Origin of the sequence: Streptomyces sp. NPDC059785, from assembly GCF_042732375.1 — a bacterium.
In the GTDB taxonomy this organism is placed as follows: domain Bacteria; phylum Actinomycetota; class Actinomycetes; order Streptomycetales; family Streptomycetaceae; genus Streptomyces.
Genome location: NZ_JBHWHV010000071.1, coordinates 1 through 21,493, shown reverse-complemented (window position 1 = coordinate 21,493; position 21,493 = coordinate 1). Strand labels below are relative to the sequence as shown.

18 protein-coding genes and 1 pseudogene are annotated in these 21,493 nt (G+C 72.2%); 11 read left to right on the top strand and 8 right to left on the bottom strand.

What is annotated here, in order from left to right:
• The first annotated feature begins 17 nt into the window (after positions 1-17).
• A complete protein-coding gene (locus tag ACFV6E_RS36615; RefSeq protein ID WP_385165352.1) occupies positions 18-194 on the top strand; it encodes a hypothetical protein in 177 nt (58 codons plus the stop codon).
• A 79-nt stretch (positions 195-273) separates the two neighbouring features.
• Positions 274-756 (top strand): GNAT family N-acetyltransferase, encoded by a 483-nt coding sequence (locus ACFV6E_RS36610; protein ID WP_385165349.1) that lies wholly within the window; start codon positions 274-276, stop codon positions 754-756.
• On the opposite strand, the pseudogene ACFV6E_RS36605 reads toward ACFV6E_RS36610, so the two are convergent.
• Positions 753-1,593: pseudogene (locus ACFV6E_RS36605) on the bottom strand (amidase family protein). The gene ACFV6E_RS36610 and the pseudogene ACFV6E_RS36605 overlap by 4 nt on opposite strands.
• Positions 1,594-1,724: 131 nt before the next feature.
• Positions 1,725-2,768, bottom strand: a complete 1,044-nt coding sequence (locus ACFV6E_RS36600) for a LacI family DNA-binding transcriptional regulator (RefSeq protein WP_385467615.1) — start codon at positions 2,766-2,768, stop codon at positions 1,725-1,727.
• Positions 2,769-3,007: 239 nt separating this feature from the next.
• Between ACFV6E_RS36600 and ACFV6E_RS36595 the strand changes: the two genes are divergently transcribed.
• From ACFV6E_RS36595 to ACFV6E_RS36565, 7 genes are all read left to right on the top strand, one after another.
• Complete coding sequence (locus tag ACFV6E_RS36595) at positions 3,008-4,300, top strand: ABC transporter substrate-binding protein (protein WP_385467612.1); 1,293 nt, start codon at positions 3,008-3,010, stop codon at positions 4,298-4,300.
• A 5-nt stretch (positions 4,301-4,305) separates the two neighbouring features.
• Positions 4,306-5,247: a carbohydrate ABC transporter permease gene (locus ACFV6E_RS36590; RefSeq protein ID WP_385165338.1), complete on the top strand. Its 942-nt coding sequence runs from the start codon at positions 4,306-4,308 to the stop codon at positions 5,245-5,247.
• Positions 5,244-6,155, top strand: a complete 912-nt coding sequence (locus ACFV6E_RS36585) for a carbohydrate ABC transporter permease (RefSeq protein WP_385165336.1) — start codon at positions 5,244-5,246, stop codon at positions 6,153-6,155. The genes ACFV6E_RS36590 and ACFV6E_RS36585 overlap by 4 nt, the downstream gene beginning before the upstream one ends.
• Positions 6,156-6,188: 33 nt before the next feature.
• Positions 6,189-7,421, top strand: coding sequence for a glycosyl hydrolase (locus ACFV6E_RS36580; protein ID WP_385467610.1), 1,233 nt, complete (start codon positions 6,189-6,191; stop codon positions 7,419-7,421).
• A 40-nt stretch (positions 7,422-7,461) separates the two neighbouring features.
• Positions 7,462-9,498: an endo-beta-N-acetylglucosaminidase gene (locus ACFV6E_RS36575; protein WP_385165332.1), complete on the top strand. Its 2,037-nt coding sequence runs from the start codon at positions 7,462-7,464 to the stop codon at positions 9,496-9,498.
• Positions 9,499-9,546: 48 nt separating this feature from the next.
• Positions 9,547-12,594 (top strand): alpha-mannosidase, encoded by a 3,048-nt coding sequence (locus ACFV6E_RS36570; protein ID WP_385467608.1) that lies wholly within the window; start codon positions 9,547-9,549, stop codon positions 12,592-12,594.
• Between the two features lie 186 nt (positions 12,595-12,780).
• Positions 12,781-13,563, top strand: a complete 783-nt coding sequence (locus ACFV6E_RS36565) for an SDR family NAD(P)-dependent oxidoreductase (RefSeq protein ID WP_385165328.1) — start codon at positions 12,781-12,783, stop codon at positions 13,561-13,563.
• A 30-nt stretch (positions 13,564-13,593) separates the two neighbouring features.
• Here the strand turns inward: ACFV6E_RS36565 and ACFV6E_RS36560 are convergent, their stop codons facing one another.
• Complete coding sequence (locus ACFV6E_RS36560; protein ID WP_385165326.1) at positions 13,594-15,015, bottom strand: lipase maturation factor family protein; 1,422 nt, start codon at positions 15,013-15,015, stop codon at positions 13,594-13,596.
• A gap of 151 nt (positions 15,016-15,166) precedes the next feature.
• Here ACFV6E_RS36560 and ACFV6E_RS36555 point away from each other — a divergent pair, with 151 nt between their 5' ends.
• Positions 15,167-16,027 (top strand): Fpg/Nei family DNA glycosylase, encoded by an 861-nt coding sequence (locus ACFV6E_RS36555; protein WP_385467605.1) that lies wholly within the window; start codon positions 15,167-15,169, stop codon positions 16,025-16,027.
• 80 nt (positions 16,028-16,107) lie between these two features.
• Here the strand turns inward: ACFV6E_RS36555 and ACFV6E_RS36550 are convergent, their stop codons facing one another.
• From ACFV6E_RS36550 to ACFV6E_RS36530, 5 genes are all read right to left on the bottom strand, one after another.
• Positions 16,108-16,758, bottom strand: a complete 651-nt coding sequence (locus tag ACFV6E_RS36550) for a zf-HC2 domain-containing protein (RefSeq protein WP_385165322.1) — start codon at positions 16,756-16,758, stop codon at positions 16,108-16,110.
• Positions 16,759-16,991: 233 nt separating this feature from the next.
• Positions 16,992-17,507 carry a hypothetical protein gene (locus ACFV6E_RS36545; protein WP_385165320.1) on the bottom strand — a complete coding sequence of 172 codons (516 nt, stop codon included), beginning with the start codon at positions 17,505-17,507 and terminating at the stop codon, positions 16,992-16,994.
• Positions 17,508-17,642: 135 nt separating this feature from the next.
• Positions 17,643-18,191, bottom strand: coding sequence for a sigma-70 family RNA polymerase sigma factor (locus ACFV6E_RS36540; protein ID WP_385165318.1), 549 nt, complete (start codon positions 18,189-18,191; stop codon positions 17,643-17,645).
• Between the two features lie 142 nt (positions 18,192-18,333).
• The gene (locus ACFV6E_RS36535; RefSeq protein WP_385467602.1) at positions 18,334-19,764 is read right to left on the bottom strand and encodes an amino acid permease; all 1,431 of its coding nucleotides are present in this window, start codon (positions 19,762-19,764) and stop codon (positions 18,334-18,336) included.
• Positions 19,765-19,904: 140 nt separating this feature from the next.
• A complete protein-coding gene (locus ACFV6E_RS36530; protein WP_385165314.1) occupies positions 19,905-20,414 on the bottom strand; it encodes a universal stress protein in 510 nt (169 codons plus the stop codon).
• Positions 20,415-20,575: 161 nt separating this feature from the next.
• Here ACFV6E_RS36530 and ACFV6E_RS36525 point away from each other — a divergent pair, with 161 nt between their 5' ends.
• Positions 20,576-21,421: a polysaccharide deacetylase family protein gene (locus ACFV6E_RS36525; protein ID WP_385165312.1), complete on the top strand. Its 846-nt coding sequence runs from the start codon at positions 20,576-20,578 to the stop codon at positions 21,419-21,421.
• The last annotated feature ends 72 nt before the right edge of the window (positions 21,422-21,493 follow it).

Sequence of the window (21,493 nt, the reverse complement as noted above, 5' to 3'; positions counted from 1 at the left end):
CACATAAGGAGTGCGCGGTGACACCGGAGAAGACGAACACCGAACCGCTGCCCGGCGAAGTCGCCGAGCGGACGGGCCCGAGGCCCGAGAAGAAGCTCGGCAGCCTGGACGTGTGGGCCAGGTCCGCCCCGATCCGCCTGGCCGGCTACGAGGACGACCTCGCCGAGCCGCACATCCTGCCCAGCGTGGACTGACGCCGGCCGGACACCGCAGCCGCTCGCGCCGCGGACCCGGCGCGACGGCCGACGGCATGGCCGTGCCAGACTCACGCCCATGCTGATCAGAGACGCCGCGGCCGACGACTGGCCGCGGATCTGGCCTTTCTGGCACCGGATCGTCGCCGCGGGCGAGACCTACGCCTGGGACCCGGGCACCTCCGAGGAGACCGCCCGCGGCCTGTGGACGGCACCGGGCAAGCGGGTCTTCGTGGCCGAGGACGAGACCGGCGCGGTCACCGGCTCCGCCTACCTCACCCCCAACTACGGCGGCCCCGCCGCCCGTATCGCCAACGCGGGCTTCATGGTCGACCCCGACCGGACGGGGCTCGGCACCGGCCGCGCCCTCGCCGAACACGTCCTGGCAGCGGCCGAGGCGGAGGGCTACCGGGGCATGGTGTTCAACGCCGTGGTGGAGACCAACCCGGCCGTGGCGCTGTGGACTTCGCTCGGCTTCACCGTCCTCGGCACCGTCCCCGACGCCTTCGACCACCCCCGCCACGGCCTGGTCGGACTGCACATCATGTACCGGGCGCTCTAGTCGCCTGTGACGGGCGCCGTACGCCGCCAAGGGCGCAGGGACTCCAGCCGGGCCGCCACGTCCAGCAGCGCGTGCTCGGAACCGGGCCGGCCCACGAGCTGTACGGCACAGGGGGGCGCCCGACGGCAGCGTGCCGAACGGGACGGACAGCGCGGGCCGGCCGGTCAGGTTCCACGGCGGAGTCAGCGGCGAACAGGCGGTGTTCGCCAGCATGTTGCGCAGCCGGCCCCGCTCGTGCCAGGGCGCCGCGACCGGGCCGCGCCGGGCGAGCGCCGGGGTGAGCAGCACGTCGTGCTCCGCGAAGAACGGCTCCAGGAGGCGGCGCGGCCGCGCCCGGCGCTCCCCGTCGCGGACGCCCGCGACGAAGCGGCGGCCCAGGGCGGCGTGCACCCGGGTGCGGCGGACGAGCCGTTTCGGGTCCGGGCCCCCGGCACCCCGTCCGTGGTGCCGAAGACGCACAAGCTCGGGCACGTTGGTCAGCCCCACCACCACGGCGCCCGCCGCCCGCAGTCGTGCCACCGTGACGTGGTCGTCGGCGGCCGGCTCGTCCGGGGTCGCCGCCGAGCCGTTGCGCGTGGACTCGCCGCGGACCGCGAGGTTGTCCTTGACCGCCACCGGCACGCCCGCGAGCGGCAGCCCGGCCAGGTCCGGACGGGCTGCCAGCGCGTCCGCCTCGGCGAGCGCCGCCTCGGCGCGCACCTTGCGGAAGGCGCCGATGCGGGCGTCGAGCCGCTCGATCCGGGCGAGGTGCCCGGCCACCACCTCGCGGGGCGTGACCCGCCCTTCCCGGACGGCGGCGGTTGTCTCGGTGGCGGTCCGGCCGGTCCAGTCGGTCACGGGCGCTCCTTCGCGTCGGCGCGGGCTCGGCGTACCTACGGGTAGTACTCGCCGCGACGAGCACTGTGCCTCGGACGCGGGCCGCGCGTCGAGAACCCGGAGCGATCACATCCCGTGCGACCAGGGCCGGTTCAGGCCGTGCACGGACCCGTGCTGTCCCGTTCGATCAGCCGCGGCACCGGTACCTGCACCGTGCGGGCCGGGCCGCCGTCCAGCAGGGCGGTCAGCTCCTGCGCGGCCGTCCGGCCGAACTCCACGGTGTCCCGGGACAGCGCCGACAGCCACGGCTTGACCATCCGGCACAGCGCCGAGTCCTCCCACGCCACCACCGACACGTCGCCCGGTACCGCGAAGCCCAGCTCCGCCGCGGCGGCCACCCCCGCGACGGCCATCACGTCGTTGTCGTAGACCAGGGCGGTCGGCGGCGCGCCGCTCTCCAGGACGCGGCGGGTCACGGCCGCGCCCTCCGCGTCCGAGTAGTCCGTGGTCACCGAGCGGACCTCGGTGAGCCCGCGCCGCTCGGCCTCGGCGCGCAGCGCGCGGATCCGGCGCTCGGTGTGCGCGAGCCCCGGCAGCCCCGCGATGTGCACGATCCGGCGGTGGCCGAGCGCGTGCAGCTCGCCGACCACCGAGGCCATCGCGCCCGCGTCGTCCGCCCAGACGGTGGAGAGCCCCGGATGCGGGGCGCCGGGCACCCCGCCGATGACCACGGCGGGCAGTCCGAGTTCGTCCAGCAGACCGGGCCGGGGGTCGTCGGTCCGCGGGTCGACGACCAGGACGCCGTCCACGCGGTGCTCGGCCCACCACCGCCGGTAGACCGCGCACTCGGCGGCCACGTCCTCGACCACCTGGAAGAGCAGGCCGAGGTGACGCTCCGCCAGCACCTCCTGGATGCCGGAGATCAGCTGGAGGAAGAAGGAGTCCACGCCGAGCGTGTCCGCGGGCCTGGCCACCACCAGGCCGACCGTGGCCGCGCCCTCGCCCGAGAGCTGGCGCGCCGCCGTGCTGGGCCGCCAGCCCAGCTGCTCGGCGACCCGGCGCACCCGGTCGCGGGTGACCTCGGAGACCCCGGGCCGGTCGTTGAGCGCGAAGGAGACCGCGCTCTCGGAGACCCCGGCACGCCGCGCGATGTCCTTCATCGTCGGCCGGCGCGCGGGAGACCGCTTGGCTGGCAACCGTGCTCTCCAATCCGAAAGGCCCCGAACATCTCGACGGGCCTGCGTACTAAAGCGCTTGAGCTGTAGCAGGCTAAAGCGCTTTAGTCGGCGCTGGCAAGTACCGTCCAGCACCTGTCTGAGCTGGGAGGATCCCATGAGAATTGATCTGACATGAACAATCCATTGACTTTTCCACGCGGAAGGCTGCAAGGTCTGCGACGGCACCCCGTTCGAATCCCTGCGAAGGAGCCCTTCCCGTGCGCATCTCCCGCAGAGCCCTCGCCGTCGCCGCCGCCGTCGCTGTCGTCCTGCCGCTGAGTGCCTGCGGCTCCGGGGGCGACACGGGCGGCTCGACGGACGCCTCAGGCAAGGTCGAGGGCGACATCACCTTCCAGACCTGGAACCTGCGAGCCAACTTCAAGGACTACTTCGAGGGCGTGATCGCGGACTTCGAGAAGAAGTACCCCGACGCCCATGTGAAGTGGGTCGACCAGCCCGCCGAGGGCTACGCCGACAAGATCAGCGCGGACGCTGCGGGCGGCACCCTGCCCGACGTCGTCAACGTTTCGCCCGACCTGGTCGCCCCGCTCGCCAAGGCGGGCCTCGCGCTCGACCTCGACAAGTCCGCCGCCAAGTACAAGAAGGAGTATCTGGAGGGCGCCTGGGCCAGCCACCAGATACCGGGCACGGAGGGCACGTACGCCTTCCCCTGGTACCTGAACACCGGCCCGCTCTTCTACAACAAGAGCCTCTTCAAGGACGCCGGGCTCGACGCCTCGAAGCCGCCCACGACCTACGACGAGCTCTTCGACGACGCGCTCGAACTCGCCGACAAGAGCGACGGCAAGGTCGCCACGCTCGCCAACGTGCCCACCATCGAGGACTTCGGCCGCTACGGCGTCCCGCTGATGAACGACAAGGGCACCGCCTTCACCTTCAACGACACCAAGGGCGTCGAACTCCTCACCAAGTACAAGGAGTTGTACGACGCCAAGGCGCTCGACCCGCAGGCGCTCACCGCCACCCCGGAGTCGGCGGGCAAGAAGTTCCTCACCGGCGCCGTCGCCATGAACCCGGGCAGCGCGCTCGACCTCGGCAACTTCAAGAAGCAGGCGCCCAGCCTGTACAAGAACATCGGCATCACGGACCAGATCACCAGCACCGGCAAGGTGAACATGTACGTGATGGGCCTGATGGTCAACGCGCAGACCAAGCACACCGCCGCCTCGGTCGCCTTCGCGCACTTCGTCACCGACGCGCAGAACCAGATGTCCTTCGCCAAGAAGGTCGCCATCTTCCCCAGCACCGCCGGCTCGCTCGACGACCCGTACTTCACCAAGGAGGACGGCACCGACGAGACGCGCGTGCGCATCGCCGCCGCCAAGTCGCTGGCGAACGCGGTGAACTACACGCCGGTGCTGTTCAGCGAGCAGATGAAGACCGAGCTGCGCAACGAGGTCGCCAAGGCGCTCCAGGGCAAGGAGAGCCCCAAGACGGCGCTTGACAACGCTGTCAAGGCCTGCGACCGACTGCTCCAGCAGCAGGGCTGACCCTCATGGCCAGTTCTTCCACCGTCGCACGGCCGGGGCGGGCGCAGAGTCCGGGGCGGGACCGCGTCCCGGGCCGCGTGCGCCGCCACCTCCCCTCCACGCCCTGGCTGTTCGCCGCCCCCGGACTGCTGATCACCGGCGCGTTCATCCTCTATCCGTTCGTCTCCACCCTGATCAACTCCTTCACCGACCGCCGGACGCTGGTCCCCGGACAGTTCGTCGGCCTGGACAACTTCCAGGAACTGCTGCACGACGACATGTTCTGGACCGGCCTGAGGAACAGCACGCTGTACGTCCTCGGCGTCGTACCCGCGCTCGTCCTGCTGCCGCTGCTGCTGGCCATGCTGGTGCAGAAGAACATCCCCGGGATCACCTTCTTCCGGTCGGCCTTCTACACCCCCGTGGTCGCCTCCATCGTCGTCGTCGGCCTGATCTGGGTGTGGCTCCTCGACGAACGCGGCCTGGTGAACTCGCTGCTGGAGGCGGTCGGGGTCGGCAAGGTCGGCTTCCTCAGCGACCAGTGGCTGCTCCTGCTGAGCGCCATGGCCGTCACGGTCTGGAAGGGCCTCGGCTACTACATGATCATTTACCTGGCCGCGCTCGCCAACGTGCCGCGCGAACTGCACGAGGCCGCCGCCGTGGACGGCGCCGGAGCGGTCCGCCGCTTCTTCACCGTCACCGTGCCCGCCGTCCGCTCCACCATGGTGCTGGTCGCCGCGCTCTCCTCGGTCGCCGCCTTCAAGGTGTTCTCCGAGGTGTACCTGATGGCCGGACCCGCCGGCGGCCCGGCGGGCGAGGACACCACCCTGGTGATGCTGGTCCAGCGCACCGGCACCGGCCTGACCGGCCGCGTCGGCTACGCCTCCGCCATCTCCGTCGTCGTCTTCGCCGTCACCGTCGCGCTGATGCTGCTCGTGCTGCGCGCCGACCGCAAGGAGGACGCGTGAGCACCACCGAAGAGACACCGGCGGTCGAGCCGGTGCCCCGCGCCCGAGCCCGCCGCCCCCGTCTCACCGACGAGAACGGCCGCCGCATCGCCGTCTGGGAACTGGCCCTGCGCTACCTGCTGCTGCTCGGCGTCCTCGCGCTGACCGTAGGCCCGTTCCTGTGGCAGCTCTCCACGTCCCTCAAGGGCCCGACCGAGGACATCTTCAGCTCGCCGCCCAAGTTCCTGCCGGGCGAGCCGACCCTGCACAACTACGAGCGGGTCGCCGACACCATCCCCGTCTGGGACTACGCGCTGAACTCGCTGAAAGTCGCCGCCGCCAACGTCGTCACCAACTGCGTCGGCTCCGCGCTCGCCGGCTACGCCCTGGCCCGGCTGCGCTACCGCGGCCGCAAGGCGGCCACGCTGGTCTTCATCCTCGCGATGCTGGTCCCCGTGGAAGGCATCATCATCGCCCAGTTCACGACCATGCGGGAGCTGGGCCTGAACAACACCCTCATCGGTGTCGTCCTGCCCGGCGCCATCGGCGCCATGAACGTGCTGCTGATGCGCAACGCCTTCCTCAACCTCCCCTACGAGATCGAGGAAGCGGCCGTCGTGGACGGGGCCAACACCTGGCAGCGGTTCCTGCGGATCGCGCTGCCCTCGGTCAGGGGCACCCTCGCCGTCGTCGCGATCTTCGCGTTCATGGGCGCCTGGGACGACTTCCTGTGGCCGCTGATCGTGCTCAGCGACCCCTCGAAGTTCACCTTGACCATCGGGCTCAACTATCTGCACGGCACCTTCGCCAACGACGAACGGCTCGTCGCCGCGGGCACCATCATCGCCGTGGCCCCGCTGATCGCCCTCTTCGCCTGCCTCCAGCGGTACTTCTTCCGCGGCGTCGGCGAGGGCGCCGTCAAGGGCTGAGCCCGTACACCCCCACACACGCAAGGACCCCGCATGTCTGCTGCCGTGCGCTACGGCGTCAACTACACCCCGAGCCAGGGGTGGTTCCACCACTGGCTCGACTTCGACCTCGACGCGGTCCGCGCCGACCTCGACTCCATCGCCGCGCTCGGCCTCGACCACGTCCGGGTCTTCCCGCTGTGGCCGTACTTCCAGCCCAACCGCACCCTGATCAGACCGCGCGCCGTCGAGCAGCTCGTCGCCGTCGCCGACGCGGCGGCCGAGCGCGGACTCGACGTCAACGTGGACGGCCTCCAGGGCCATCTGTCGAGCTTCGACTTCCTGCCCGCCTGGACGCGGACCTGGCACCGGCGGAACATCTTCACCGACCCCGCGGTGGTCGACGGGGAGGCCGAGTACCTGCGCACCCTCGCCGCCGCGCTCGCCGACCGGCCCAACTTCATCGGCATGACGATCGGCAACGAGGTCAGCCAGTTCGCCGCCGGACCGCACCCCGACCCCGACCGCTGCACGCCGGACGAGGCGGAGGCGTGGCTGCGCACCCTGCTCGCCGCCTGCGAGAAGGGCGCGCCGGGCCGCACGCATCTGCACGCCTCGTACGACGCCACCTGGTACCAGGACGACCAGCCCTTCACCCCGGCGCACGCGGCCCGGCTCGGCGCCCTCACCGCCGTGCACTCCTGGGTCTTCAACGGCACCGCCCAGCGCCACGGACGCACCGGCACCGCCACCGAGCACCACGCCGCCTATCTGATCGAACTCGCCAAGGCGTGGGCGGAAGAGCCGCACCGCCCGGTCTGGCTCCAGGAGGTCGGCGCCCCGGCGCCCCTCATCCCCGCCGAGCACGCCGCCGCCTTCACCGAGGCGACCGTCACGGGCGCCCTCGACTGCGCCGACCTGTGGGGCATCACCTGGTGGTGCTCCCACGACGTGAGCCGCGACCTCGCCGACTTCCCGGAACTGGAGTACGGCCTCGGCCTGTTCACCAACGACCGGCGGCCCAAGCCCGCCGCACGCACCCTCGCCCGCTTCATCGAGGAGGCCCGGCCCTACGCGCCCGCGCCCCGCACCACCGCCCTCGCCGTCGACATCACGCCGGGCCGCTCGGTCTGCGCGCCCGGCGGCCCCGTCTTCGAGGCGTTCGCCCGGCTGACCGCCGACGGCGTCCGCCCCACCACCGTCCTCGCCGACCGCGCGCACGACGCGGAACACCTCGCCGCGCGCGGCATCACCGAGGTCGTCACACCCGATCAGGTCACCGAGTAGCCCGTCCCACCCCCGTCCCGACGACGACACGGAGCACACGATGAACCTCAAGCGACGAACCGTCCTGTTCGCGGGAGCCGGCGCCGCCGCCGGACTCGTGACCGGCATACCGGGCCTGCCCGGCCCCTCCGGCACGGCCGCCGCGGCGACCCGCGACCTCCAGCCGTACGCCTCCTACTGGTACCCCGACTCGCTGCCCTCCGGCACGCCCGGCACCGGCATCACCTGGCGCAGCCTGAAGACCTGGAGCGCCGCCACCGACACCGACCTCGCCTTCAACACGGCGTCGGTGCCGCCGGCCGAGCGCTTCACCCCCGTACCGGCGAACACCACCGCACGCACCGGCCAGGCCCGGATCCAGTCGCTGGTGTCCTTCGGACCGACGGCCCAGAACCCCTCGCAGGGCGCGGCCACCGCCGACTACTACGCCCTGACCCACTGGGCGTACGTCGACGAACTCGTCTTCTGGGGCGGCTCCTCGGGCGAGGGCCTGATCCTCGCGCCCAACGCCCCGGTCGTGGACGCCGCGCACCGGCACGGCGTCCCCGTCCTCGGCAACATCTTCCTGCCGCCCGCCGCCTACGGCGGACAGCTCCAGTGGACCCGCGACCTGGTGCAGAGGGACACCGACGGGCACTACCCGCTCGCCGCGCAACTCGTCGCGGTGGCCGCCGCGTACGGCTTCGACGGCTGGTTCGTCAACGCCGAGACCGGCGGCGGCGACACCGCGCTCGCCACCGCCATGCTCGGCTTCCTGACCGAGCTGAAGAGCCTCGCCGCCGCGCGGGGGCAGCGCGTCACCTGGTACGACTCGATGACCGTCAGCGGCTCGGTGAGCTGGCAGGGCGCGCTGAACGACAGGAACAGGACGTTCTTCCAGAACGCCGACTCGATGTTCGTCGACTTCCGCTGGTCCAGGAGCACGCTCGCGTCCTCCGGGACCACCGCCGAGAACCTCGGCCGCAGCCGCTACGACCTCTGGGCGGGCATCGACGTCGAGGCGAGCGGCACCAACAAGTCCGTCGACTGGGACGCCATCGTGCCCTCCGGCTCGGCCCACGTCACCTCCGTCGGCTTCTACCGGCCCGAATGGACCCGCAACCACCTGCCCGCGAGCCGCACCCCCGGCGACTTCCACGCCGCCGACGACGCCTTCTGGACCGGCGCCTCCGGCGACCCCGCCGCACCCGACACGACGGCCGCCTGGCGCGCCCCCGCCCGCTTCGTCGCCGACCGCTCCACCGTCACCTCCCTGCCGTTCGCGACCACCTTCAACACCGGTCACGGCCTGAAGTGGTACGCGGACGGGGCGGCCGTCTCGGACACCGCCTGGAACCACCTCGGCCTCCAGGACCGGCTGCCGTCCCGGCGCTGGGTCGTGCGGACCACCGGCGAACGGCCCGCCGTGACCTTCGACTTCGCCGCCGCCTGGCGCGGCGGCAGCAGCCTGCTGGTCGCCGGCGACCTCGACGCGCCCGCCACCCTCGACCTGTACGCGACCCGGCTGCCGCTCGGCGCGGACACGGTGGCCGAGCTGACGTACCGCGTGGACAGCGGTTCCGGTGGCGTGGGGGTGGAGCTCGCGGTCGCCACCGCGGAGCCCGCCGCGCCGGGGGAGGCACCGGCGTACACGTACCTTCCCGTGAGCGGTGGCGGGGACGGCGACGGCTGGGTGACGGTCACCGTCCCGCTCGGTGGCCTCGGCGGTACGGCCGTGCACGCGCTCGGCGTGCGGCTCACCGGCTCCGGCGCCCCCGTGCGCTGGCGGCTCGGCGCCCTCGCGGTCCATGACGCCGAGGAGACCCCGGCCGCGCCCACCGGACTGCACGTCACCGACGCCGAGGACGGCAGCCTGCGCCTCGCCTGGACGGCCGCACCCGGCGCCGTACGCCACTACGAGCTGCACCGCGTCCTCGCCGACGGCACCCGCCGCTTCCTCGGCGGCACCGGCCAGAGCGCCTACTACGCCGGCGGGCTCGCCGCCGAGCAGGGCGAGAGCGCCGCACGATTCGAAGTCCGGGCGGTGGGGGAACTCTTCACCGTCTCGTCCGCCGCCACGACCACGTACACCTGGTAACCCCGCACCCCGCGGACCGTCCGTACCCACACCCCACGGAGCACCCTCATGCATGACGACCGCACCCTGGTCGAAGCCCGGCTCAAGCGCGTCCTCGACGAACGCATCCGCCCCGCCGTGTACCCCGAGTCCGTCCCCCTGGACGTGGCCGTCTGGCACGCGCCGGACGAACCCGTACCGGTCGCCGAAGGGCTCGCCGCCGAACCGGAGCCGATCGCGGCGGGCGCGCGCTGGGGCGCTCCGTGGGGCACGAGCTGGTTCCGGGTCACCGGCACCGTGCCCGCGTCCTGGGCGGGGAAGACCGTCGAGGCGATCCTCGACCTCGGCTTCGACGAGAACATGCCCGGCTTCCAGTGCGAGGGCCTCGTCTACCGGCCCGACGGCACCCCCGTGAAGGGCCTCAACCCGCGCAACCAGTGGGTGCGGATCGCCGCGCCCGCCGAGGGCGGCGAAGAGGTCAGGCTGCACATCGAGGCAGCCTCCAACCCGGTCATCCTCGACTACCACCCCTTCCTGCCGACCCGGCTCGGCGACAAGGAGACCGCGGGCAGCGAACCCCAGTACAAGCTGGAGCGGATGGACCTCGCCGTCTTCGACGAGGAGGTCTGGCAGCTCGTCCTCGACCTCGAGGTCCTCGGCGAGCTGATGGCCGAACTGCCCCTGGAGTCCGCGCGCCGCTACGACATCCTGCGCGCCGTGGACCGGGCGCTGGACGCGGTGGACCTCCAGGACGTCGGCGGCACCGCCGCCGCGGCCCGCGCCGCGCTCACGGACGTGCTGTCCCGGCCCGCCGTCCCCTCCGCCCACCGCATCAGCGCCGTCGGCCACGCGCACATCGACTCCGCCTGGCTGTGGCCGCTGCGCGAGACCGTCCGCAAGGTGGCCCGCACCACCTCCAACATGACCGCGCTCCTTCAGGACGAGCCCGACTTCGTCTTCGCCATGTCGCAGGCACAGCAGTGGGCGTGGGTGCGCGACCACCGGCCCGAGGTGTGGGCGCGGGTGAAGAAGGCCGTCGCCGACGGACGGTTCGTGCCCGCGGGCGGCATGTGGGTCGAGTCGGACACCAACATGCCCGGCTCCGAGGCGATGGCCCGGCAGTTCGTGCACGGCAAGCGGTTCTTCCTCGACGAGTTCGGCATCGAGAACGACGAGGCGTGGCTGCCCGACACCTTCGGCTTCGCCGCCGGTCTTCCGCAGATCATCAAGGCGGCGGGCTCCAAGTGGCTGCTGACCCAGAAGATCTCCTGGTCGCAGACGAACAAGTTCCCGCACCACACCTTCCAGTGGGAGGGCATCGACGGCACCCGGATCTTCACCCACTTCCCGCCCGTCGACACCTACAACTGCTCCATGAAGGGCAGCGAGATCGCCCACGCGGCGAGCAACTTCAAGGACAAGGGTGTCGCCCGGCACTCCCTCGCACCCACCGGCTGGGGCGACGGCGGCGGCGGCACCACCCGCGAGATGATCGCCAAGGCCGCCCGCCTGCGCGACCTCGAAGGCTCCGCGACGGTGGAGTGGGAGACGCCCGCGAAGTTCTTCGAAAAGGCGGAGGCCGAGTACCCGAACGCCCCCGTCTGGGTCGGCGAGCTCTACCTCGAACTCCACCGCGCCACCCTCACCAGCCAGGCCAAGACCAAGCAGGGCAACCGCCGCAGCGAACACCTGTTGCGCGAGGCCGAGTTGTGGGCCGCGACGGCCGCCGTCCGCACCGGCTTCCCCTACCCGTACGAGGATCTGGACCGGATCTGGAAGACGGTGCTGCTGCACCAGTTCCACGACATCCTGCCCGGCTCGTCCATCGCCTGGGTCCACCGCGAGGCCCGGAAGACCTACGAACGGGTGGCCGGGGAGCTGACCGCGATCATCGACGCGGCCCAGCGGGCCCTGGCCGGCGAGGGCACGGCCGAGCTGGTCTTCAACGCGGCGCCGCACACGCGTGACGGTGTCCCGGCCGGTGGCGCGGGTGCCCTGGCCGTCGCGGGCCTGACCCGGCTCACGCCGCGCGACGGCGGCGGCCACGTCCTGGACAACGGGCTGCTGCGCGTCGCGATCGACGACCGGGGTCTCGTCGTCTCCGCGTACGACCTCGGGGCCGACCGTGAGACGGTCGCGCCGGGACACGCCGCGAACCTGCTCCAGATCCACCCGGACTTCCCGAACATGTGGGACGCCTGGGACGTCGACGAGTTCTACCGCAACACCGTCACCGACCTGGTCGACGCCGACGAGGTGACGCCCGGCGAGGACGGCTCCTCGGTGCGGATCGTGCGGTCCTTCGGCTCCTCGCGCGTCACACAGGTGCTGTCGCTCGCGCCGGGGGAACGGCGGCTCGGCATCGACACCGAGGTCGACTGGCACGAGACCGAGAAGTTCCTCAAGCTGGCCTTCCCGCTCGACGTGCACGCCGAACGGTACGCGTCCGAGACCCAGTTCGGGCACTTCTTCCGGCCGACCCACACCAACACGAGCTGGGAGGCCGCCAAGTTCGAGGCGTGCAACCACCGCTTCGTCCACCTGGCGGAGCCCGGCTGGGGCGTCGCGATCGTCAACGACTCCACGTACGGCCACGACGTCACGCGCACCGTCCGCGACGGCGGCCCGGGCGCCGGCTCCGGCGACCTGGGTACGACCACGACCGTCCGGGTCTCGCTGCTGCGCGCCCCGCGTTTCCCCGACCCCGAGACCGACCAGGGCGTCCACCGCTTCCGGCACGCGCTGGTGCCGGGCGCGGAGATCGGCGACGCGGTGCGCGAGGGCTGGCGGATCAACCAGCCGGAGCGCCGGGTGAGTGGTGCGGCGGACGCGGGCGGGGTCGCGCCCCTGGTGACCGTCGGGCAGGACGCGGTCGTGGTGACGGCGCTCAAGCTGGCCGACGACGGCAGCGGTGACGTGATCGTCCGCTTCCACGAGTCGCGCGGCGGGCGGAGCCGGGCCACGCTCACGGCGGGCTTCGAGATCGCCGCCGCCACCGCGACGGACCTGCTGGAACGCCCGCTGGCCGACGCGCCGCTCCCCGAGCGGGACGGCAACCGGCTGGACCTGCGCCTGCGGCCGTTCGAGCTGGTGACGCTGCGGCTGAAGCGGGCGTAGCGGTCAACGGGTGTGGGCCTACGGACGTGGGCCAACGAGTGTGGGCCTACGAACGTGGGTCTACGGACGTAGGCCCACACCCCGCTCCATCGCGGAGTGCACGTACGACGGCGGCGCCTTCCCGGCCGCCGATCCCGATCTCGCACAGCAGCCACGTACCGGTACCGGCCAGGAGGACGCCACGTCATGACGGACACTCGGGACACGCAACCGCTCCAGGACTTCGCGGGGCTCAAGGCGCTGGTGACGGGCGGCGCCTCCGGGATCGGCCGGGCCACCGCCGACCTGCTCGCCGCCCGCGGCGCACGGGTCGCCGTGCTCGACCTCGCACCGGACGGCGTACCGGAGCCGCTGCTCGCGTACCGGGCCGACGTCAGCGACGACGCCTCGGTACGGGCCGCCGTCACGGCCGCCGTCGCCGGACTGGGCGGGCTCGACGTCCTGGTCAACAACGCGGGCATCGGCGCCCAGGGCACCGTGGAGGACAACGACGACGAGCAGTGGCACCGCGTCCTGGACGTCAACGTCCTCGGTATGGTGCGCACGGCCCGCGCCGCACTGCCCCACCTGCGCGACTCGGACCACGCCGCCATCGTCAACACCTGTTCCATCGCCGCGACCGCGGGTCTGCCCCAGCGCGCCCTGTACTCGGCGTCGAAGGGCGCGGTCCTCTCCCTGACCCTCGCCATGGCGGCCGACCACATCCGCGAGGGCATCCGCGTCAACTGCGTGAACCCCGGCACGGCCGACACCCCGTGGATCGGCCGGCTGCTCGACGCGGCGCCCGACCCCGTGGCCGAACGCGCCGCGCTGGAGGCCCGCCAGCCCTCCGGGCGGCTGGTCTCGGCGGCCGAGGTCGCGGGCGCCATCGCCTACCTGGCCAGTCCGCTGTCCGGCGCCACCACCGGCACCGCGCTCGCCGTGGACGGCGGCATGCAGGGCCTGCGCCTGCGCCCGGCGGGCCGGTGAACGGGCCGGGGCACACCGTCGCCCGGGCGGTCACCGCCTCCCGGCCGCCTCGTCGAGCCGGGTCGGTGGCATGAACTCCCGTACGAAGGTCCGGTCCCAGTGCGCGCCGGTCGCGCGCCGCTCGGCCCGGGTGGTGAAGCGGTAGCGGTACAGGCGGGCCCGTACGAAGCGGGGCGGGGCGTCCGGCGGGAACGGGGAGCGGCGCAGCAGCCGCAGCGTGTCGCGGTCCCCGGCCAGCAGCCGTTCCACGAGACCGCTGAACCAGGCCCCGGCGTACGCGGGCGAGAGCGCCACGAACCACAGCATCCAGTCGAGCCGCAGATGGTACGGGGCGAACTGGCGCGGACGGCGCCGGACGTCGCCCGGCTTGCCCTTGAACTCGTACTCCCGCCAGTCGGAGTCCGCGCGCGGTGCCTCGTCGGCGGTGCCCTCGATGATCACCTCGTGCCGCACCCGGCTGACGCTGCCGAAGGCGCCGTAGGTGTTCACCAGGTGCAGCGGGTCGAAGGAGCGGTTCATGACCTGGCGCCGGGAGACGAGGTTGAGGGCGGGCCGGTAGCCGAGAGCGAGCAGCCCCGCGGCGACGGCGAGCACGACGATCTCGTACCAGAGGGGCGCCGAGGGGGTGTCCGGGGCGGTGGCGGGCAGTTCGAGGGCGGACGCGGCCAGCACGATCGTGATCCAGTTCAGCCAGGAGAAGTTGCCCGAGAGGACCAGCCAGAGCTGGGTGACGATCATCAGCGCCGCGGCGGCCGTCGCGACCGGCTGCGGGGTGAAGAGCAGGAAGGGCACGACGAGCTGGGTGACGTGGTTGGCGGCGACCTCGGCGCGGTGCACCGGCTTCGGCAGGTGGTGGAAGAGGCGGCTCAGCGGGCCCGGCATCGGCTGGGTCTCGTGGTGGTGGTCCAGGCAGGTCAGCTTCCGCCAGCACGCGTCGCCGCGCCACTTGATCATCCCGGCGCCGAACTCGACCCGGAACAGCACCCAGCGCAGCAGGAACAGCACCACGGCCGGGGGCGCCACCTCGTCGTTGCCGAGGAACACCGCGAGGAAGCCGACCTCCAGGAGCAGCGACTCCCAGCCGAAGCCGTACCAGGTCTGTCCGACGTTCACGATCGACACGTACAGCGCCCACGGGAGCAGCCACAGCAGCATCGCGGCCCACAGCGGGAGGAGGGAGTCCAGGCCCGCGATCAGCGCGGCCGAGACCGCGCAGCCCGTCCACGCCACGAGCGCGAAGAGACGGTCGGAGTAGCGGTGGTGGAACAGGCTCGGCGCCCGGCGGAACGGCACCCGTTCGGTGAACCGGGGCACCGGCAGCATGCCGCGCTCGCCGATCAGCGCCCGGAACTGGAGCGCCGCCGTCAGGAAGGCGACGAGGTACACGCAGGCCAGCGCGCGCTGGAAGACCAGCCGGCTCAGCCAGTACTCGGGGGCCGTGAACCACTGCACGACGGGCTCTCCTCTCGGCTCCTTCCCGCCTCCATTGTGACGGCGGGTAACCGTTTCCGCGCGCCTCATGACCTTCGGACCGGGTGCCCGCGGGACAGCCGTGGCGGGCGGTCCGTATGGCGTTGTCGGTGGTGGGTGGCACTCTGGACGTATGCCGGAACTGCCCGAGGTCGAAGCGCTCAGGGACTTCCTCACCGATCACCTGGTCGGCCGGGAGGTCGCCCGGGTGCTGCCCGTCGCGATCAGCGTCCTGAAGACGTACGACCCGCCGCTCACCGCCCTGGAGGGCCGCGAGGTCACCGCCGTGCGCCGGTACGGCAAGTTCCTCGGCATCGAGGCGGACGGCCTGCACCTCGTCAGCCATCTGGCCCGCGCGGGCTGGCTCCAGTGGCGCGACAGCCTGCCCGACGGGCCGCCCCGCCCCGGCAAGGGCCCGCTGGCGCTGCGCACCGCCCTGACGACGGGGGAGGGCTTCGACCTGACCGAGGCCGGCACCCAGAAGCGGCTCGCCGTGTATCTCGTACGGGACCCGGACGAGGTGCCGGGCGTCGCCCGCCTCGGGCCCGACCCGCTCGCCGGCGACTTCGACGAGGAGCGGTTCGCGGGGCTCCTCGCGGGCGAGCGAAGACAGCTCAAGGGCGCGCTGCGGGACCAGAGCCTGCTCGCCGGGGTGGGGAACGCGTACAGCGACGAGATCCTGCACGCCGCGAAGATGTCACCGTTCAAGATCACGGCAACGCTGACCGCCGACGAGGTGCACCGGCTGTACGCGGCGCTGCGCGCCACGCTCACCGAGGCCGTCGAGCGCTCCCGCGGGGTGGCCGCCGGACGGCTGAAGAAGGAGAAGAAGAGCGGCCTGCGCGTGCACGGCCGGACCGGCGAGCCCTGCCCGGTCTGCGGCGACACCATCAGGGAGGTGTCCTTCAGCGACTCCTCCTTGCAGTACTGCCCGACCTGCCAGACCGGCGGCAAGCCCCTCGCCGACCGCCGGCTGTCCCGGCTGCTGAAGTAGCGGCCCGGCGTACGCGGCGGCCGTCGCTGCGGACGACCGACGGCGCGGGTGGCCGCCGGCCGGCGGGACGGCCAAGACGGTCAGCGGGACGCCAGCGTCAGCAGGTGCTCGCCGCTCGTGGTGCGGACCTCGAAGCGGCTGATCTGCTCGGGCTGGAAGGCCGCGCCGCCCCGCAGGGTGATGGCGCCGCCCCCGTGCCCGTGCACCATCCAGCTCGTCACCGTCTCCTCGGAGCCGTCCTTGCCGACCGCGACGAGCTGACAGGCCCGCGAGCCCCCGGCGTCCTTGACCTCCGCGTCGATCTCGCTGCCCCAGACCCGGTCCTGCGTGGTGATCTGCGCCCACACCCCGGTCGCGGCGTCCGTCGCCGCCATCCGGTCCGGCGACGCGCCGTCCGCCGTCACCATCGCGAGCGCGGGCCCGCCCACGGCGAAGACCACGGCCGCGGCCACCGCGTACAGCAGGCGCCGGTTACGGGTCCGGTGGCGGGCGGCCACCTCGTGGAGCAGCCGGTCGAGGAGGCGCGGACCCGGCGCGGAGAAGGGGTGGACGACGCGCGGGGTCGCCCGCCGGTACAGCATCAACTGCCGTGCCGCGGGCCGGAATGCGCTGACCTGTGCCGTGCAGCTCGGACACCCCATGAGGTGGTCCTCGAAGCGGAAGGCATCCGCCTCGTCCAGCACGCCGAGCGTGTAGGCGCCGACGTCGCGATGGCGTTCCAGGGACCTCATACCAATTCCTCGTGCCGGAGGTGCGGGTGGGGTGGTGCTGCTGTTGCCCACCCGTACGCACCAGACCGCCGAATCACTCAAGGCCCGTACGGAAACCGGCCGGGATATTCGGAGCCCTCCGGCCCGCGGATTGGTCCGGCTCCGAAGATTTCTCCGGCCGCGCGGCAGGGGACCCGGCTGCGCGGCGGGACACTCGGCCACGCGGCGGGAGGACCGGCCGCGCGGCGGGGGGTTCAGAAGAGGTGGATCGCCAGGTGGCCCAGCGGCAGCCCCAGCCGCCAGGCCGGTGTCCACACCTTCGGGCCGTCGTCCTCGCCGGGGACCGATCCGCCGCCGGGCACCGCGTCCAGGTCCGGAGCGAGCAGCTCGGTCTCCTCAAGCCAGCGCCAGGCCGCCGTCGCCAGCGCCAAGTCCGGCGCGGGACCGCCCCGTTCGGCCGCCTCGGCGGTCAGCAGCGCCATCCGCTCGCGTACCCAGTCCTGCCACGGCTGGTCGTACGCGGTCAGCGACAGCCAGTTGTCGAGCTGCGAGACCACGCGGATGCCGGAGAGTTCGCCGTCGGTGTCGGAGAGGAAGACGGTCAGCGCGAGCGCGTCGCGTCCGGCCCGGAACTCGAAGGACGTCGGCGGCATCAGGTCACCGGTTCTCAGCAGTTCGTCGGCGATGTACTCGGCGTACAACCACGCCATGGGCACGGCGAGTTCGCCGCCGTCGGTGCCGCCCGTGCTCTCTTGGCCTCTGTGCAGCATCCCTTCCTGCCTTCCTCCGGTGCGTGCGCGTCGCCCGACCCCGGGCCCCAGTCCGGAACACGGATGAAGACAGCTGATTGCTCAACCATGGTCCTCAGCAAGGCGCTTTACCGAGCCTTGACCAGACCTTCGGTTTCAGTGCAGGTCGGCGGCGTATCCCGGAAGAACCCGGCGCAGGGCACGCAGCGCGTAGTACGCGCGGGACTTCACCGTACCCGGCGGTATCCCCAGCGCGTCCGCGGCCTCCGCCACACTCGCCCCCCGGAAATACACCTGCACCAGGACTTCACGGTGCTCGGGAGTGAGTGTCTTCACAGCCTCACGCACATCGAGCGTCGCCGCGGACCGCTCCGCGTGATCGGCACAGACCCGCGCGTTGTCCAGGATCTCGTCGCCCACCTCGGCGGGCCGCGCCTGCCGGGCCCGCCGGGCGTCGATGGCCAGCCGCCGCCCGACGGTCATCAGCCAGGGGCGTACGGAGTCGAAGTCGTGCGCGCGCAGCGCCTCGGGGTGCTGCCAGGCGCGCACCAGCGTCTCCTGCACCAGGTCCTCGGCGCGCTGGCGGTCCCCGTCGGAGAGCCGCAGCAGCAGCGCGAACAGCGGTCGGCCGTGCTCGCGCTGAAGCGCCGCCAGCTCGTGTTCGGCGGTCGTGCCGTGCGTGATGGTGGTGGTTCCGGCCGTCATGGCTCGTATGGCACCCGGTGGCGCCCGGCGGGGACAGATCCGGGACACCGCCGAGCGGTGGGCGGTCGAAGCCGTCGGTGAACGGTGCGACGAACGGTCGACCGGGCCGCCGGCCAGGCGGAACGCCTTACTTCGGAACGCGCTACCGCTGATCGCCCGCGGGGGCCTTCGCCAGCTCCGAACGCCGGTAGGAGTAGCCGAAGTAGACCACGCACCCGATCACGAACCAGACGGCGAAGCGGACCCAGGTCTGCCACTGAAGGAACGTGATCAGCCAGATGGAGAAGACCACGCCGAGGGCGGGCACGAACGGCATCCACGGCGTACGGAAGGTCCGCGGCAGGTCGGGCCGGCGGTAGCGCAGCACGATCACCGCGACGCAGACCACCACGAACGCCAGCAGGATCCCGATGTTGGTGAGTTCGGCCGCCTCGCCGATCGGCAGGAACCCGGCGATCACGGCCGACGCGACGCCCGCGATCCAGGTCACCCGCGTCGGCACGTGCCGGGTCGGATGCGTCTTCGCGAACCACTTCGGCAGCAGCCCGTCCCGGCTCATCGAGAACCACACGCGCGTCACACCGAGCATGAACGTGAACATCACCGTGAGGATGCCGATGATCGCGCCGACCGCGATCACGTCCGCGAGCCCGCTCAGGCCCGCCGACTTGAAGGCCGTCGAGAAGCCGCTCTCCGGGTCGATGTCCTCGTAGTGCTGCATGCCGGTCAGCACCAGACAGGCGGCCACGTACAGCACCATCGAGATGGCCAGCGAATAGATGATCGCCTTCGGCATGTGGCGCTGCGCGTCCTTGGACTCCTCGGCCGCCGTCGACATGGCGTCGTAGCCGAACACCGCGAAGAAGACGGTCGCCGCACCCGTGAACGCGCCGCCGACCCCGAAGGGGAAGAACGGGTGGTAGTTGCCGGTGTTGATGTGGAAGACGCCGACCCCGATGACGAGCAGCACGACCAGGACCTTCAGGACGACCACGACGGTCTCGAAGCGGGCGGCGTTCCTGATGCCCATGTTGAGCAGGTACGCGATCAGCAGGCACAGCACCGCCGCGAACAGGTCGACCTTGTGCCCGTCCCCGGTGCCGGGCGCGCCCAGCATCCAGGCGGGCAGATCCGCCCCCATCTCGCCGACCAGGAAGCTGAAGTACCCGGAGATGCCGATCGCGACGACGGCGACGATCGCCGTGTACTCCAGGAGCAGGTCCCAGCCGATGAACCAGCCCGCGAACTCCCCGAGCACCGCGTAGCCGTACGTGTAGGCGGAGCCCGCCTTCGGGATGAGGCCCGCGAACTCGGCGTAGGACAGCGCGGCGGCCGCGCTCGCGACGCCCGCGATCAGGAAGGAGATGACGACCGCTGGGCCCGCGGTGCCGTTCGCGACCGTGCCGGCCAGGGTGAAGATCCCGGCGCCGATGATGCCGCCGACCCCGATCGCGGTGAGCTGCCACAGGCCGAGCGAACGGTCGAGTTTCCCGCCCTCGCCGGCCTCCGTGTCCTCGATCCGGTCGATGGGTTTGCGGCGGAGAATGCCCTCGCCCATTCGGAGCCCGGCCATGCGCCTCACCTCTTCGCAGACGGCAAACGGCTGTCGGCGGATCATGATGGCCCAGCCGCGCCGGGTACGGAAGACGCCGCGCGTTTTCCGCCGCCCGCGCGGCGCCGGTCACGGCACCGAGGGCTTGTGGCACCGGTGGCTCACGGCACCACCGTCACCGGCCAGCGGCCCGCCTTCACCAGGCGGACCGCCACCGATCCGACGATCCGGTGCCCGGCCTGCTCGGACGCGCCGACCACCACGGCGTCCGCCTTGAGCTCGTCGGCCGCCGTCACCAGCCCGTTGTAGGGATCGCCGTGGAAGGTGTGGAACTCCCAGCGCACGTCGAATATGTCCTTCACCCGCTCCGTGGACTCCCGGATCTGCGCGATGAGGTCCTCGGCGATCCTGTCGGTGGTCTCGGTCACCGGGACGCCGAGCGCCGCGCCCGCCGCCATCACCGGCTGGATGTAGACGACGGCGAGCAGCGCCCGCTGCCGTCGCGCGAGACCGCCGGCGTAGGCCGCCGCGCGGAGCGAGGAGTCGGAGCCGTCCACGCCGACGAGGATGACCTTGGGCCCGTCCGTGCCCCGCTCGAACTGATGCGAGTGCTGCTGATCCGTCACGGCTGTGAGGCTATCGGAACCCGCAGGTCCGCTGAGCGCGGGCATGACAGACGGGGGTTCGCGGGCCCGGTGCCCGGCCCGGGTGACCGGGCCCGGCGCCTGGGACGCGGTGCGCCCGCCGGTGAGCTGGTCCAGGCGGGTGCATTAGCGGGACCCGATCCGCGTCGCTGGGCCGCGCCGACGGTCATATGAGCGACTGATGAGTCATGAAAAAGGATCAGCTGCTCACCCGGCGCCGGGTCCTGTGGGCCGGGGCCGCCGCACTCGGCGCGGGCGCCGCGACGGGATCGGCCCGTCTGCTCACCGACGGCTCCGCCCCGCCTCCGGCACCGAGCCCCGCCCCGGCCGCGGGACCCCAGGCGCACCGTGCGGTGAAGCCCTCCGCGTACCGCCTCCAGCCCCTCACCGGCTACGGCGCGCCGCGCGGCGGGCCCGTGCGGACGCTCGTCCGGCACGAGCCGTTCCTGCGGGTGGCGGGACGCGGCCGCAGCATGGTGCTCACCTTCGACGACGGACCCGACCCGCGCTACACGCCGGACATCCTGCGCACCCTGCGCCGCCACGACGTCCGCGCGATGTTCTTCGTCTGCGGGGAGATGGCCGCCGAGAACGGGGACCTGCTGCGCGAGATGGCCGACGACGGGCACATCGTCGGCAACCACACCTGGACGCACCCCCTGCTGACCCAGCTCCGCCGGTCCCGCATCCGCTCCGAGATGGAGCGCACCTGCGAGGTGATCGAGAAGGCGTACGGCAGGCCGCCGGAGTGGTTCCGCGCGCCCTACGGCGCCTGGAACCGGGCCGCCTTCCAGCTCGGCGCCGAACTCGGCATGGAACCGCTGGCCTGGACGGTCGACACGCTGGACTGGACGACCCCCGGCACCCGGAAGATCGTGCGCCGGGTCGAGAAGGGGGCGGCACCGGGTGTCGTACTGCTCTCGCACGACGCGGGCGGCAACCGCTCCCAGAGCGTACGGGCGCTGCGCCGCTATCTCCCGGAACTGCTGGATTCCGGATATCACATCACCGTGCCGCGGCGGCAATTCGCCTGACGCACCCGGGAACAGGTACCGGTCGTCCGGGCGAAGCACCGGGCGGTGTGGGCCGGTACGGAATTTCCGTAC